Source organism: Nostoc sp. JL31, from assembly GCF_017114965.1.
GTDB lineage: Bacteria > Cyanobacteriota > Cyanobacteriia > Cyanobacteriales > Nostocaceae > Nostoc > Nostoc punctiforme_A.
In genome coordinates, this window is record NZ_JABXKO010000119.1 from 99,566 (window position 1) to 114,895 (window position 15,330).

General features: G+C 40.8%; 8 protein-coding genes and 1 pseudogene. 2 read left to right on the plus strand and 7 right to left on the minus strand.

Annotated features, from left to right (window positions below; translation table 11 throughout):
• Positions 1-22: 22 nt before the first annotated feature.
• From ureG to HWQ43_RS31995, 6 genes are all read right to left on the minus strand, one after another.
• Complete coding sequence (ureG, locus tag HWQ43_RS31970; protein WP_292741152.1) at positions 23-619, minus strand: urease accessory protein UreG; 597 nt, start codon at positions 617-619, stop codon at positions 23-25.
• Positions 620-726: 107 nt separating this feature from the next.
• A complete protein-coding gene (locus HWQ43_RS31975) occupies positions 727-1,419 on the minus strand; it encodes an urease accessory protein UreF (RefSeq protein WP_292741111.1) in 693 nt (230 codons plus the stop codon).
• Entirely contained in the window at positions 1,394-1,837 is a 444-nt protein-coding gene (gene ureE / locus HWQ43_RS31980; RefSeq protein WP_292741112.1) for an urease accessory protein UreE, read from the minus strand. The genes HWQ43_RS31975 and ureE overlap by 26 nt, the downstream gene beginning before the upstream one ends.
• Positions 1,838-2,729: 892 nt before the next feature.
• The gene (locus tag HWQ43_RS31985; protein ID WP_292741114.1) at positions 2,730-3,098 is read right to left on the minus strand and encodes a hypothetical protein; all 369 of its coding nucleotides are present in this window, start codon (positions 3,096-3,098) and stop codon (positions 2,730-2,732) included.
• Between the two features lie 146 nt (positions 3,099-3,244).
• Positions 3,245-4,984 carry an ATP-binding protein gene (locus HWQ43_RS31990; RefSeq protein ID WP_292741116.1) on the minus strand — a complete coding sequence of 580 codons (1,740 nt, stop codon included), beginning with the start codon at positions 4,982-4,984 and terminating at the stop codon, positions 3,245-3,247.
• Positions 4,985-5,071: 87 nt separating this feature from the next.
• Positions 5,072-7,726, minus strand: coding sequence for a PAS domain S-box protein (locus HWQ43_RS31995; RefSeq protein WP_292741117.1), 2,655 nt, complete (start codon positions 7,724-7,726; stop codon positions 5,072-5,074).
• Between the two features lie 506 nt (positions 7,727-8,232).
• Here HWQ43_RS31995 and HWQ43_RS32000 point away from each other — a divergent pair.
• Together HWQ43_RS32000 and HWQ43_RS32005 are read left to right on the plus strand one after the other, a co-directional pair.
• Complete coding sequence (locus HWQ43_RS32000) at positions 8,233-14,052, plus strand: AAA family ATPase (RefSeq protein ID WP_292741119.1); 5,820 nt, start codon at positions 8,233-8,235, stop codon at positions 14,050-14,052.
• Between the two features lie 268 nt (positions 14,053-14,320).
• Positions 14,321-14,431, plus strand: a pseudogene (locus HWQ43_RS32005) (Uma2 family endonuclease); the annotation flags it as partial.
• 259 nt (positions 14,432-14,690) lie between these two features.
• On the opposite strand, the gene HWQ43_RS32010 reads toward HWQ43_RS32005, so the two are convergent.
• The gene (locus tag HWQ43_RS32010; protein WP_292741121.1) at positions 14,691-15,311 is read right to left on the minus strand and encodes a GNAT family protein; all 621 of its coding nucleotides are present in this window, start codon (positions 15,309-15,311) and stop codon (positions 14,691-14,693) included.
• Between the last annotated feature and the right edge of the window lie 19 nt (positions 15,312-15,330).

The following is a 15,330-nucleotide window of genomic DNA, read 5'->3' on the forward strand; positions in this document are numbered from 1 at the left end:
TCCGTGGGTTATAAAATTCTTTTTAACAGATATTTGTGCAAACAAAGTTAATTACATCTGCAAGTCCAGACTGAGTTTTCAAATTAGTAAAAATAAAAGGTTTATCACCGCGCATTTTTTTAGCATCTCGTTCCATCACACTTAAATCTGCACCAACATAAGGCGCTAAGTCAGTTTTGTTAATCACCAACAAATCAGATTTCGTAATACCGGGGCCACCCTTGCGGGGAATTTTATCACCAGCCGCAACATCAATGACGTAAATTGTTAAATCCACCAATTCTGGACTAAAGGTAGCAGCTAAATTATCGCCGCCACTTTCCAAAAATACTAAATCCAAATCGAGAAAACGTTCCTCTAACTGTTCAATTGCCGCCAAATTCATCGAAGCATCTTCGCGGATAGCAGTGTGAGGACAACCGCCAGTTTCTACACCCAAAATGCGATCGCTAGCCAACGCCTGAGAACGCACTAAAAACTGAGCATCCTCCTGAGTATAGATATCATTCGTCACCACCGCAATCTGATACTGCTCACGCAATCCCTTACACAAAGCATCCACCAAAGCCGTCTTCCCCGAACCCACTGGCCCAGCAACCCCTACTCGAAATGCGTTCATTGTCATTTGTCATTTGTCCTTTGTCCTTTGTCCTTTGTTATTTGTCACTTTCGCTTGGTAGATGGTTATTAGTTATTAGTTTTTGACGAATGATCAATGACCAATGACTAACTCCTAAACAACCTTGTATACTGCGTTTCATGCTGCATACTCGCCAGCGACAAACCCCAACTACAACAGGCGAGTTGATCATCCTCCAACGCGAGAATTTCTAAAGCCGCAGCATTGAGTAATGGGTGCAAATCTAGCAATAACTGCTGTCCTGATGTTTGTCCAAGAGGGATGAGTTTCACGCCAGCAGTAATCAAATTACTTGCCCAACTATGCAGATATCCGAGTAATGCGGCTTGGATGCTAATTTGCCAATGGGCAATAGCAATGCCAAAAGCGATCGCATAATTGCAAGGATTACCCACAGCATTGGCAATAGGTATAATCTGCGGTTCTAGTTTACCAAGTAATTGGATGAGCGATCGCCCCATCTGCCAACTAGAGGCGCGTAATTCTTCTGTTTCCCTAGCTGCGGATAACCACAGATTCCAACGGCATAGCGACTCTACATCACCCATTTTTGCAGATTGCTGCGATCGTACCATCACTGCCGCCTCTAACCGAATTGCCCCATAGAGTAACTCTGCTTTTAACCAATCTTTGAGATGTGTGTGGTTAGCGATCGTACCATTTTCCACCAACATTTCTAAGCCTTCAGAATAACTATATGCTCCCACAGGTAAAGCGGGGCTAGCCAACTGTAAAATACTCAAAAGATGACTATCAGTGAGCATGATGCTGTTGTCCATAAGCTCCTAATTCTGGCTGAAACAATGAAATTTCCTCTTTAACTTCTAACCCAAGTTGTTCCAACATAGTGCGTAAAACCGAATCTGAAGACAAGCGTAAATAAGTCGGAGTAATTTCTACAGGTACATGGCGATTTCCCAAATGGTATGCCGCCCGTAATAATAAAAGTGGTGTTTGGGCAAAGGCAGTCAGCACTAGTTCTGGTTTGGCAGTAATTCTGATTAAACTGCTATGGCTTTCTTCTAGCAGAATATCGCCATCGTGTAAAACAGTTCCTCTGGGTAAATGTAAAAACACAATACCATCTTCCGTTTCAAAACGATGACGGCTGCGGGTACGTTCTTCTGCTGTCAGCGCCAGAGTAAAAGTAACTGCGGCATCGTAATTAGGTGGTTTAAATTGAGTAAATTTGAGCATACAGAGTTTTGCCTGAGCTTCCGCTTTTCATTATGCTTATAATTTAACTAATTACGAATTATTTTAATCCTATATATATAGCAGTCATAAATAATTTCTGAAAATTATATATCTCTTTCTTATTTCTTCCCTTTGCTCCCTTCTCTGACGAGACGCTCCGCGAACGCGTCCTTTGCGATTCGTTTTCAAATTTTATATTTTTCACGAATCAGATAGGACTGCTATAACAGTCTTTAGGGACTTCCAGAAATTAAATTATTCAACTGTGAATGCAAATAAAATGTTCAGATTCTTTCTCCCTCTGCTCCCTCTGCCCCCTCTGCTGACACAGGGATGGAATATTTTTTTACTTGGAAGTCCCTTAATAAGACTTACGCACAGGTAACGGAAAATCGAACCACAGAGGCACAGAGAACACGGAGGAATAAGAGTTTGAGAGGTATTTTGCGTAAGTCCTATTTAATTACGAATTACGAATTACGTTAGCGCAGCGTAAAGCCTTTGGCATGGCTTCTCTACGAGACGCTACCGCGAACGCTTAGAGCGACGTAGGAGCGTCATTACGAGTTATTTTAAACCCCATAGTTAGATGCAAATGTTGATTTCAAACATCATATTAGTCATAATTTGCATAAAAAGCGCCTAATTTTTTGAGCAGCGCCTTGAATAAGATTATTTTGGCATTAATTTGAAAAGATTTATGCAAACAAAAAAAGGAGAGTAGCAATACTCTCCTAACGTAATATGAGGGAAAATTTTCAGCTTAGGAATGTGAGTTAAATAAAATGCAAAACTTCATCTTGTATCTACCTTCCCTCTCCAATATATAGGAGAGGGATTGAAGGTGAGGTAAGCCAAAGACATAAATTGTCTGTTATTTAATTCTTATTCCTTAGTGATTAAAACGGACTTGACGTTCACGCAATTCACGAGCGCGTCGTTCACGGGCTTGACGTTCACGCAATTCACGAGCGCGTCGTTCACGAGCTTGACGTTCACGCAATGCACGAGCGCGTTGTTCACGGATTTGACGTTCGTGTTGGACTTTATTAGTATTAAAAGCTACAGTATTATTACGATTAAAATGCTCTTGCTCAGATTTAAATTCAGCAGCATTAGCATTTTGAGAAAGAGCAGCAATTGAAGTAGCTGCTAATAAGCCTCCAAGAAGAATAGATTTTAAGCGGTTCATATATCCTTTAATTTCCGTTGCATTGATTTGTATATTCTCAATATAATTGGAATAATCAGGCACAAGCATGTATCTAAAGTCACCTTTCAATAGTTACTTTAGTCACTAATACTAAGATTTACAGTAGAATTCATCAAAAGTCAGAATTCAGTTGGGTATTTTGTACGACACTTTGGCTATGCTCAGTGCATCGCTGGCGGATAAATAACCGGAGGTCAGCTAATAGGCAATGTAAACCAAAAGGTTGCCCCTGCATTCAATGCGCTATTAATACCAATTTCGCCGCCGTGAGCATGGATGATTTGCTTACACAGATACAACCCCAATCCCAAACTTACAGAATTGCGGATACTTGCACCCCGAAAATAAAGGTCAAAAAGCCGATCGCTTTGTTGTTGACTAATGCCCACGCCGTTATCATTAACAGTACAATAAATCATCTCACCTTCACGGGTAGCGTTAATTGTCAAGAGCAAGCCAGGGGGATTATGTTTCAGAGCATTCACGATTAAGTTAGAAAAAACTCGCCATAGTTGCGTGGGATCTGCATTCACTAATGGCAAATCTGCGGATACCAGATTTGTCAGCTTGGCTTGATTTTGCTCTAGCAATGGCTCTAAATCTACGATCGCAGCTTCGACAACTGCCAGTAATTGTACGGTTTGACGCTGCAAAACAACACCTTGCACCTCGCTGATATGAGTTTCCATCAACGAATTAATTAAGTTTAGTTGGCGATCGCTACTTTGAATCATCCGCTCTAAAATTGAACGGGAAATCGCAATATTTTCCTCTGAACGGGCAAGCAAATTCTTCAGCACCATTAAAGTACCCAGTACTGGGTTGCGTAAGTCGTGGGAAACTGCATGGAAAAAGACTCGTAGTTCTTCTTCAGTTTGCTTGCGTTGGGTAATGTCTTCAATCAAACCTTCGTAATAAAGCAATTTTCCCTGTTCGTCACGGACTGCGTAGGCTTTTTCTGAAATCCAGACAATACTCCCGTCTTGGCGATAAATTTGGGATTCGAACTCGGAAACGCTACCATACTTTTCCATCAGGCGCACAAATTCTGCCCGGCGGTTCGGGTCAACGTACAATTGTTCAATATCAGTGAAATTTGCTGTCACCTCGTCTACTAAGGAGTAGCCATAAATTCTGGCTAAAGCAGGATTTGCCGTAATGTAACGTCCATCAGGGCTGCTTTGAAAAATCCCTTCAACAGCGTTTTCAAAAATACTGCGATATTTGGCTTCGGCAACCTTAAGTTTTTGGTAGGCAGATTCCAGTTCTTGACGGGCGAAAAATTCAGAACGTTGCAGGCGATCGTACAGATAAACACCGATGTCACATATAGTACAAAACCAAAAAATGTATAAAATGAACGTTACATTATATATTTCTGGGTGTTCGGGGATTGGTGTTTTTAGCCCAAGAGCGGTATTTACACCAAAGTAGTAAATCAGCACACTCACTTGAGTCAGCAAGTGAAGAATCCAGCAGACGGGCATCAACACAGCTTGGCTCAAGAACAACAGCGACCAACCGATGGTATCAGGTAGTGCAAAACCTCTGATGGTTGCAAACAACTGCGACGCTAAACTAATTGACCAAGAAGACCCCAAAAATAATAAATCTGGACGATGACGACCTAATTTAGTTTTATGTAAGGCAAAGCAAATAATTATACTTGCAAGCATTGCAACATTAATGACCAGGCGTTGAGTTCTAAGTTCTTCTGGCAGCTGCTGCAACTCTGCAAAAGGAAAAAACAGTCCGTAAATGTCTCGCAAAGTAAAAGACAACAGACAGATCAGCGCTAGCCATAACCATAAACGCAATCTCTGCCACAAAAAACGGTTACGCCAAGCTCTGTAAAGAGTAGTGACTTCATCTGTTATTGGTGCAGAAAAGGTTTTTCTACACCAGCTTTGCACTGTTGTAAATGGAGTAGCCATTAGCATCCGAGCAACTTTGCCCATACCTTGAGGGTGTTTCCTTTACTCAACATTGCCATAAATAACACCCTCTCATTTTTTGGTGATTTATGGGCGATTTGTTGCGGATGAAGTGAACACAGGTAGTGTAAACCAGAAAGTTAATCCACGCTTGCGGTTATTCATAACATCGATTTCGCCGCCATGCGCCTTAATAACTTTCCGACAAAGATACATTTTTAAGCCAATGCTTGTAGAGCAACAGTCTTGAGGATCGCGGACATGGAGATCGAAGAGGCGATCGCACTCTACTTTACTCATTCCCACACCGTCATCTTGAATCTGAGTGCGAATCATTCCGCCCTCAACGGTAGCGCTCAGAGTAAAATTTAATCCTGGTGGATTATTTTGTAAGCTATGTGCGATCAAATTTACTAAAACTTTCTGCAATCGAGTCTCATCTGCCATTACTAACGGTAAGTCTGCGGCAACCAAGTTCTTCAGAGTGGCTTGATTTTGTGTCAGCATGGGTTCCAACTGGGCGAATGTGCCTCCCAGTAGGGTGCTAAATTGCACAGGTTCGATTTTGATCTCAATACCCTGTTTTTCACAAGAATTAATTTCTAGCAATGAGTTAATCATTGTTAGTTGGCGATCGTTGCCCTGAATCATCCGCTCGATGATTGAGCGAGATATTGGAATTGGGGATTGGGCATTGGGGATGGGGCATGGGGCATGGGAAAGAGGCAGGGCAGAGGGGATGGGGGGCAGAGGGGAAAGACTTGCTGTAATTGCTCCCTTGCTCCCCTGCTCCCCTGCTCCCCTGCTCCCCTGCACCTGCCCCTGATTTAACAAATTCTTTAACACCATCAAGTTACCCATCACCGAAGTTCGTAAATCGTGGGCAACTGTGTGCAAAACTACATCTTTGACACGATGCAATTTTTCAACTTCTTGCATTTTCTGCTGCAACTGTGCTGTCCGTTCTTGGACTTGGTGTTCTAAATTAGTGTTGAGTTCTGCTAGCTTTTGGCATATCTGGCTTTGTTGAATCGCGATCGCTAGCTGTTCTGACATCTGCTGTAACAAATCAATTTCTATTGGCAGCCAATGACGCGGCCCTGAGCATTGATTGGCAATTAATGCACCAAATAATTCGTTGTTTAACATAATTGGTACAGCCAAAGTTGCCCTTGTTTGGAATTTTTGAAAGTGCGCTTTTACTTTAGGAGATAATGTTACTTGTTTTATATCATCAACGACACCCACAACATTATCTTTTAGTAAGTTTCTTAATTCTTGTAGATAAGCTTCATCATTTGTAGACCAACCGGAGACTGATGGATACTTAGGATCTCCTGATTCAGCAAGAGTTTTGACGGTATTGACGGTATTATTTAAACCAATAAAAACCCGATCTGCTTGCAGAAAGTGCCTGACTTCCGTCACGGTGGTTTGAAGAATTTCCTCTAAGTTAAGGGAAGACCGAATTCGTACTAGGGTTTCTGCCAACAAGCGATCGCGTTGGGCACAAAAGCGTAATTGTGCTTCTACCTGTTTGCGTTCTGTAATGTCGTGATGCACTGCTAAAATGGCAGGAATACCATTCAAGTCAATGACTTCGGCTGACAGCAGCGTTGTAATTATCTCGCCAGATTTTTGCCGGAAATCAATTTCTAAGTTACGAGCAACTCCCGTACTTTGCAACTCTTGCACTAAGTTTAAGCGATCGCGATCGTTTACCCAAAGATTTAACTCAAACGAAGTTTTCCCAATTGCCTCATCTCGCCCATAACCGGAAAGATTCACAAAACTGTCGTTAACTTCGATAAAGCGTCCTTCTTGCAGGGTGCTAATGGTAATTGAATCGGGGCTACAACTAAAAGCTTTAGCAAATTTTTGAGCAAGATTTTGTAAGGCGATTTCTCCTTGTTTACGATCTGTGATATCTCGAACAATTGCTAGTACTTCATCTGCGCCACTCACTACCAACCGCGCCTCATAATCTCTGATTCCCAAAGGCGTTGTTAGCTGATATTCACAACTTTGTAAAGTTCCAGAATCTAAAGTTTTAGCGATCGCTACTTGGCTAATGGCTGCAACATCACTCGGCAATAACTCTTGCAAATTTTTTCCAACTATTTCTTCTCTCGATAGAGTGATATTTGCACCCTCACTTTTCAAATCTAGATACTCGCCATCGCGGCTGATGCGAAACATCAAATCGGGGATAGCATCCAAAATTGCTTTATACCGTGCCTCACTCTCTTGCAGTTTTTCTTGGGCTTGTTTTCGGTCTGTAATATCCATAATCAAGCCATGCCAAAGACAATCGCCTGCTGCTTGTAATTCGGGTTGCGAAATACCTTGAATCCATTTAAGTTTGCCACTAGGCGTAACAATCCGGCCTTCCCAATGCCAAGGGGTAAGAGTATTGCGACAAACAGCAATAGATTCTGTAAAAGCTTTTATATCCTGTGGATGAATCAGTTTACATAACACCTGAAAGTCTGCCTGTACAGCTTCTGGTTCTAATTCATACAAATATTTACAACTAGAACTAATATAAGGGATAAATATAGAACCATCCTGCCGTTGCAGAATTTGGAAAATCATCCCCGGTAAATTGGCAGCAACTGTTTCCAACAGAGGGATCTTCTCTGGTTGAAAATCTGGTTTATGCCGTGATTTTACAATTTCATCCACTCTTAGACCCTTTGATATATAAGCAATTGGCATAATATTCAAGGTAATCATAGCCATTGTAAAAGTTTTTTAGCTGTCGGCGAGATCACTAACAGCAAAAAAGTGGCTCTACTTTCAGAGTAGTTCTGGATGCTGCGATCGCATTCACCCAATCGGGTGAACCATTTGTCAAAGAGCAAATCAGTTCAGGAGTGCTGATTGGCTTTGAGCAAAGGTTTCAATCCTCTTCTAAACACTAAGTACAGTTTTGCATAAATTCGTAGCTTTTTTAAACGCAAAGAAATACAAAGAGAATGTAAAGATGTAGCAGTGCTACGTTTCTACGAGGTTTATGGATAATAATTAATTTCTGGGAAGGTCTAATAGGTGATTAATTAATAAAATTTTGTAGTCAGCTAATCGTCATTCAAATAGTATCTCCGTGTCTTTGCGTAAGAATATCTGCACATCAGCTTATTCTCATATCCTTGAAAAACAAACCCTGATTTTGGGAACAATAACTATATATGTGCTGATAAAAGTCAAACTTTTGAACAGCAGTGTTGATTATCGAGAGCATAACTATGACAACAGCAATTCATGAAATTTATAGCATGAGCGGCTATAAATTAATAGAAACAATCTACCAAGGTTCCAAAACTGTAGTTTATCGAGCCATCCGACTGGTGGATGAACAACCTGTTGTCATTAAAATACTGCAAGTAGAATCCCCTACCTTTAACGAACTCTTACAGTTTCGTAACCAATATACTATTGCCAAAAATTTAAATATTTCTAGTATAGTTCGTCCCTATAGTCTAGAACCATATCGCAATAGTTATGCTTTCGTAATGGAAGATTTTGGGGGAATTTCTCTGAGAGAATATACCAAAACTCAATCACTAGAACTTGGGGAATTTCTCACAATCGCCCTGCAACTTAGTCAGATTCTCCATGAACTCCACCAAGAACGGGTAATTCACAAAGATATCAAACCGACTAATATTCTGATTAACCCACAAACTAAACAAGTAAAACTCATCGATTTTAGCATTGCTTGTTTGCTCTCCAAAGAACACCAAACTATGACTAGTCCCAAGGTTTTAGAAGGAACTTTGGCTTATTTATCTCCCGAACAAACTGGACGCATGAACCGGGGAATAGACTACCGTAGTGACTTTTATTCTTTGGGTGTGACATTTTTTGAACTACTAACAGAACAATTACCCTTTGAGTCAGAAGATTCGATGGAGTTGGTACATTGTCATATTGCTAAACAGCCACCAATATTAAGAGGTAAGAGGGAAGAAATCCCCAAAGTGGTTTCGGATATTGTCATAAAATTGATGGCGAAAAATGCTGAAGACCGTTATCAAAATGCTTTAGGATTAAAACACGATTTAGAAAGTTGTCTCTGGCAACTAAACGAAACGGGTAAGATTAAATACTTCCAAATTGGACAACGGGATATTTGCGATCTCTTCATTATCCCAGAAAAATTATACGGGCGAGAAACAGCCGTCCGACAACTATTAGAAGCTTTTGAAAGGGTTTCTCTAGGAAAGCGTGAAATCGTGTTAATTGCTGGTTGTTCCGGTATTGGTAAAACTGCGGTGGTGAATGAAGTTCATAAACCAATCGTTCGGCAACGCGGTTATTTTATCAAAGGTAAATTTGATCAGTTTAACCGGAATATTCCCTTATCTGCCTTTGTGCAATCCTTGCGTGATTTAATAGTGCAGTTATTAACAGAAACCGATCAACAACTGCAACAATGGAAAAAAAATATCCTGGGAGCATTAAGAGACGATGCACAGATTATCATTGAAGTGATTCCAGAATTAGAAAAAATTGTCGGTAAACAACCGCCTACACCAGAATTATCAGCAGAAGCGGCGCAAAATAGATTTAATTTATTATTGCAAAGCTTTATTCAAGTTTTTACTACAAAAGAACATCCCTTAGTTATTTTTCTAGATGATTTGCAATGGGCAGATTTAGCTTCTTTAAAATTGCTCCAATTACTAATGAATGAGTCAGAGTGTGGATATTTATTACTAATTGGTGCTTATAGAGATAACGAAGTATTACCTGCCCATCCGTTAATGTCAACTTTAGATGAGGTAAGAAAAATAGGCACGACTATTAACTTGATGACTCTGCAACCTTTAAGTCAATTAAAATTGAATCAGTTAGTCAGCGATACATTAGGCTGCAAAGAAGAATTAGCATTACCCATTTCACAATTAGTATTGAAAAAAACTCATGGCAATCCATTTTTTGCAACACAATTTCTTAAAGCTTTGCACCAAGATGGATTGATTATCTTCAACTTTGCAGAAGGCTGTTGGCAATGTGATATTGCAAAAATAAATCAGCAATCTCTGACAGATAATGTTTTGGAATTTATGGCATTTCAATTACGGAGGCTGCCAGAATCAACTCAACAGACTCTAAAGTTAGCTGCTTGCATCGGTAATCAATTTGATTTAGCAACATTGGCGATCGTTTCTGAACAGGTGGAAACCGAAACAGCAGCTTGTTTATGGAATGGGTTACAAGAAGGTTTGATTTTGCCCCAAAGTGAAGTTTATAAATTTTATGTTGGGCAAGAACAACAAATATTTACTCAACAAACTTCCCAAAATACTGGATACAAATTCTTACACGATCGCGTTCAACAAGCGGCCTACTCGCTGATTCCAGACGACCAAAAGCAAGTCACCCATTACAAAATTGGGATGTTATTGTTACGCAATTCCTCAGATTCGGAACGAGAAGAACGAGTATTTGAAATTGTCACTCATTTGAACGCGGGTAGTTCCTTAATCACTGCACCTTCAGAGCGGCAAGAACTGGCACAATTAAATCTGAGCGCAGGACGGAGAGCAAAATCTGCAACTGCATATACAGTAGCCGTGGAGTATTTTAGCACGGGAATTAGTTTGCTGTCCCATTCTTGCTGGGAAAGCCACTATGACTTGACCCTGGCGCTGTATATCGAGGTAACTGAAGCCACTTATCTCAACGCCGATTTTGAGCAGATGGAGCAATGGGTGACAATTGTGTTGCAACACGCTAAGACCTTGCTCGACAGCATTCCCATCTACGTCACCAGAATGATGGCAGGAAGATCGCAAGGTCTTCCATTGAAAACGCTAAATATTGGTTTACAGGTGTTGCAACTGTTGGGTATTGAATTTCCTCAACAACCAACTCCGGCAGATATTGGCCAAGCAGCCCAAGCAACTATGCAGTTATGGGAAGGACGGTCTTCTCTGGATTTGCTCAATTTATCCACTATGAGCGATGCTCACCGCTTGGCAGCTATGAGCATTATGAGCAAAATGGTTCCGGCTGCCTATCTCGCAAGACCTGTTTTAATGCCCCTACTGATATTAAAACAAGTAGAATTTTCGATTAAATATGGTAATTGTCCTATTTCTGTCTATGCTTATGCCGACTACGGCATCATCCTCTGTGGTGTGCTTGGTAATCTGGAAGCTGGTTATGAGTTTGGACAATTGGCGTTAAACCTGCTGGAACAGTTGCAGTCCAAAATCTTTAAATGCAGAACCTACTTTATTGTCTACAACTTTATTCGTCATTGGAAAGATCCGCTGCGTAAACAACTTGTGCATCTACAAGAGGGCTACCAGAATGGACTGGAAACCGGAGATATCGACAGTACATCATTGAATGCCCAAGCGTACTGTCACTATGCTTATTTTGCGGGGCGAGAATTAACCGGGTTGGCGAACGAGATGGCAGCCTATCGCCAAAGTATCCATTCACTCAAGCAAGAATCGCCGCTGCAATATCTGGATATTGCCTATCAAGCGGTACTCAACTTGCTAGGACATAGCCAATCTCCCGATCGCTTAACGGGGACGATTTATCATGCTGAACAACGACTATCCCTTAATCAGACAACCCAAGACCGAACGGGATTGTTTCATTGGCAAATTAATCAAACGATTTTCTGGTATTTGTTTGGGCAGTATCAAGAAGCTGCCCAGCAGTCTGCTCAGGCAAAGCAGTACTTAGACGCTGGTATCGCCCAATTCGGTGTTGCACTATATTTTTTCTACGATTCTTTAATTCATCTGTCACTTTACAAAACCGCAACTGAGTCAGAACAGCAGCAGATTCTCGCCCAAGTCGAGGCGAATCAAGAGAAGATGCAAAGATGGGCAGCATTTGCTCCCTGTAACCATCAACACCGTTGGGATTTGGTAGAAGCTGAACGGTATGCTATTAGCGATGTCTACGACGGGCTACGCCTACGCGCCGTAGCAATGGACTTTTACGATCGCGCGATCGCTAAAGCCAAGGAAAACGGCTTCCTCCAAGACGAAGCCCTCGCCAACGAACTCGCAGCCAAATTCTACCTTAACTGGGGCAAAGAAAAAGTCGCCCAAGTTTATATGCAGACAGCTTACTCTGGCTACGCCCGCTGGGGAGCCAAAGCCAAGACAGATGACTTAGAAAAACGTTACCCGGAATTGCTGTGTCCAATTTTGCAACAGACAGTACAAACAGTAAATCTGTTAGAAGCCTTAGCAACAATTGCTAACCCAGTCAGCTCATTTACTAGTACCGCGACTTCTTCCGGCGGCAACATCAACAACATACTTGACTTGAGCGCTATCCTCAAAGCGTCGCAAACTCTTTCTGCAACAATTCAACTCGATGAATTTTTACAGCAACTTACCCAAATCATTCTCGAAAATGCTGGTGCTGATAAATGTGCCCTGCTTTTACCTGAAGATGGAAAATGGCAAATACGCGCAATTACTACCCTTGATAGCACTAGCTTAAAATTAGAACCGCTCGAAAATAATCCTAATGTTCCGACTGCGCTGATTCAGTATGTGAAAAATACAGCGAGTGTGGTTGTGATTGACGATCTCAAAACTAATTTACCGATAATTGATGATTATTTAATTCAGCATCAACCCAAGAGTATGATGTGTTTACCGATACTCAATCAAGGGCGTTTAGTAGGAATTTTATACTTAGAAAATCATTTGACGAGTGGGGTATTTACCAGCGATCGCATTTTAGTACTGAATTTCCTTTGTACTCAAGCGGCAATTTCTCTAGAAAATGCTCGGCTTTACGCGAATCTTCAGCAAAGCGAAGCCCGTTTCCAGAAAGTTGCCGATAATGTTCCTGGAGCTATTTATCAACTCCATGTGACAGCAGATAATTTGGCTTCTATGCCCTATATTAGTTCTGGCTGCTATAACCTTTACGAAGTGACAGCAGAGGAAATAATTGCCGGCAAAGAAAACCCTCGTTCTCTAGAACATCCCGATGATATTGCTGGTATCGAGCAAGCAATGATGGAATCTGCCCAAAATCTGACACCGTTTGTTCACGAATGGCAAATCATCACACCATCAGGAACCGTGAAATGGGTACAAGCGGCATCTCGTCCAGAGCGACAAGTGGATGGTGCAATTGTTTGGGATGGTTTAATTTTAGACATTAGCGATCGCAAAGCTGCCGAAGCTATCGTTCAGCAAAAATCTCAACAACTAGAACAAGCAATTGAAGACTTACAAAAAGCCCAATTACAAATTGTCCAAAGCGAAAAAATGTCAGCCCTGGGGAATTTAGTTGCAGGTGTCGCCCACGAAATCAATAACCCAATTGGCTTTATCGCTGGAAATGTCAACGAAGCGAAGTTGGGATTAGAAGATATCATTGAACACTTGCAATTGTACCGTTCTGGCGCATCTACAACAGAAATTGAACAACATGCCCAAGAGATTGAGATTGATTATCTCTTGGAAGACGTACCCAAAATGATTAAATCTATGAACGTCGGGTGCGATCGCATTAAAAATATCAGCACTAGCTTGCGGACTTTTTCGCGCGCAGATAAGGATTACAAAGTTCCCTTTAACATCCATGAAGGTATTGATAGCACTATTTTAATTTTGAAACATCGCCTCAAGGCTAATGAAGAACATCCGGCAATTGAAGTCATTACTAACTACGGCAATATTCCCCAAATAGAATGCTTTCCTGGGCAACTCAATCAGGTATTTATGAATTTAATTGCAAATGCCATTGATGCTTTAGAAGAATCAAATCAAGGATACACTTTTCAGGAGATTGAAAATAATATTAACCGCATTACTATTACAACATCAATGCATAAGAATTCTCACGTTAAGATTCAAATAGCTGACAACGGCATTGGGATGAATGATAATGTTAAAAAACGTATTTTTGAGCATTTGTTTACTACTAAACTTGTCGGGAAAGGTACAGGATTAGGATTAGCGATCACTCGACAAATTATAGTTGAAAAACATGAAGGTACTTTGGTAGTAAATTCTACTTTAGGACAAGGCTCTGAGTTTGAAATAACACTACCAATCGGTAATTGACCAAATAATTCGTAATTCGTAATTCGTAATTAATATTATATTTGCATAATTACTTATGATTCCCACAGTAATTGTACCCTACATGCCAAATGCTCTCTACGTTCGCACAGCGTGTCGCAGACAGAAGCTGCGTGTAGATTACTTCTTTGCGGAGTACACAGGCTCGTTAACAAGGCAGTGGAAAGTACAGAGCAAGCAGTGATTGCAACTACGAATTACTTTGACAGACTACTAGAATAGATATATTGCTTCCACCCAAACTGATAACATGAATACTACCAACGTCAGTTTACCTCCTACCCTCGAATTAAATATCGACTTGACTGACGAGCAATTTTTCCAGCTTTGTCAAAATAATCGAGACTTAAAGTTTGAGCAACACCGCAGGCACCGCACTTCATATCGTTTAGCCTTAGTTGCAGTAAACCGAGCCGACTTTGATCGCAACAATCAGATAGAAAGTAGTTTCTCGATACAGCTAATCTATTCTCATTTAGAACATGAATAGATTTACCAACATGGAGAAATTAACGATGGGTTTTTAGGAGTGGATAGTTTCTGTATTATGGGAAGGCTCGGTCTTTTTTATCAAGAAAGGCAGGAGGATGTTTGGCGAACCCTCAATCGAGCCACAGAGGTTAGGAGGAAAACCCACCATTTTTTGCCGCACTAGCCAGTATTTCATATTCAGGTTGTAAAACGGACATCATAATCAGGGAATCATAACCATTTTCTGATTTTAGACATTCGCGTAGCTTTCCTTCGACAACAAAACCAGCACCTTTGTAGACAGCCTGAGCGCGATGATTTTGCTCTTTAACATCCAACCATAACCGATGTGCTTTGTATGTCTCAAACACCAATTTTTTAATTATTTCAACAGTGTCTTTGCCATAACCTTGCCCTTTTTGTGTGATGACAATGCGACGAAACTCAATACTCTGATTTAAATTAAGTAGTCCAGCCAAAATAACGTAACCAATTTTTATTTCTGTTTGCACAATCAGATGAGCAATATCAGAATCAGCGATCGCTTGAAGATGCTGTTGATATGACCAAGGAATGATGTACTGTCGATTATCGTCATCATACTCGGCTTGCAGAACATAATCGAGATCAGCTTTTTGTGTTTTGCGTAGACTTAAACTGTGCATGATCTCACTCAACGACGTATTATCATCACTTTGTTCATTATTGTGAACAGTTATGTTTATTTTAGGTAAATATTCACCAGCATCATGCTGATCTTTGCAGATCATCTAGTTGTCATTGATGGTA

Coding starts and splice junctions, on each gene's coding strand:
- HWQ43_RS32000 (WP_292741119.1), top strand. CDS start 8,233: ATGACAACAGCAATTCATGAAATTTATAGCATGAGCGGCTATAAATTA.
- ureG (WP_292741152.1), bottom strand. CDS start 619: ATGAACGCATTTCGAGTAGGGGTTGCTGGGCCAGTGGGTTCGGGGAAG.
- HWQ43_RS31975 (WP_292741111.1), bottom strand. CDS start 1,419: ATGGACAACAGCATCATGCTCACTGATAGTCATCTTTTGAGTATTTTA.
- HWQ43_RS31990 (WP_292741116.1), bottom strand. CDS start 4,984: ATGGCTACTCCATTTACAACAGTGCAAAGCTGGTGTAGAAAAACCTTT.
- ureE (WP_292741112.1), bottom strand. CDS start 1,837: ATGCTCAAATTTACTCAATTTAAACCACCTAATTACGATGCCGCAGTT.
- HWQ43_RS31985 (WP_292741114.1), bottom strand. CDS start 3,098: ATGCTTGTGCCTGATTATTCCAATTATATTGAGAATATACAAATCAAT.
- HWQ43_RS32010 (WP_292741121.1), bottom strand. CDS start 15,311: ATGATCTGCAAAGATCAGCATGATGCTGGTGAATATTTACCTAAAATA.
- HWQ43_RS31995 (WP_292741117.1), bottom strand. CDS start 7,726: ATGGCTATGATTACCTTGAATATTATGCCAATTGCTTATATATCAAAG.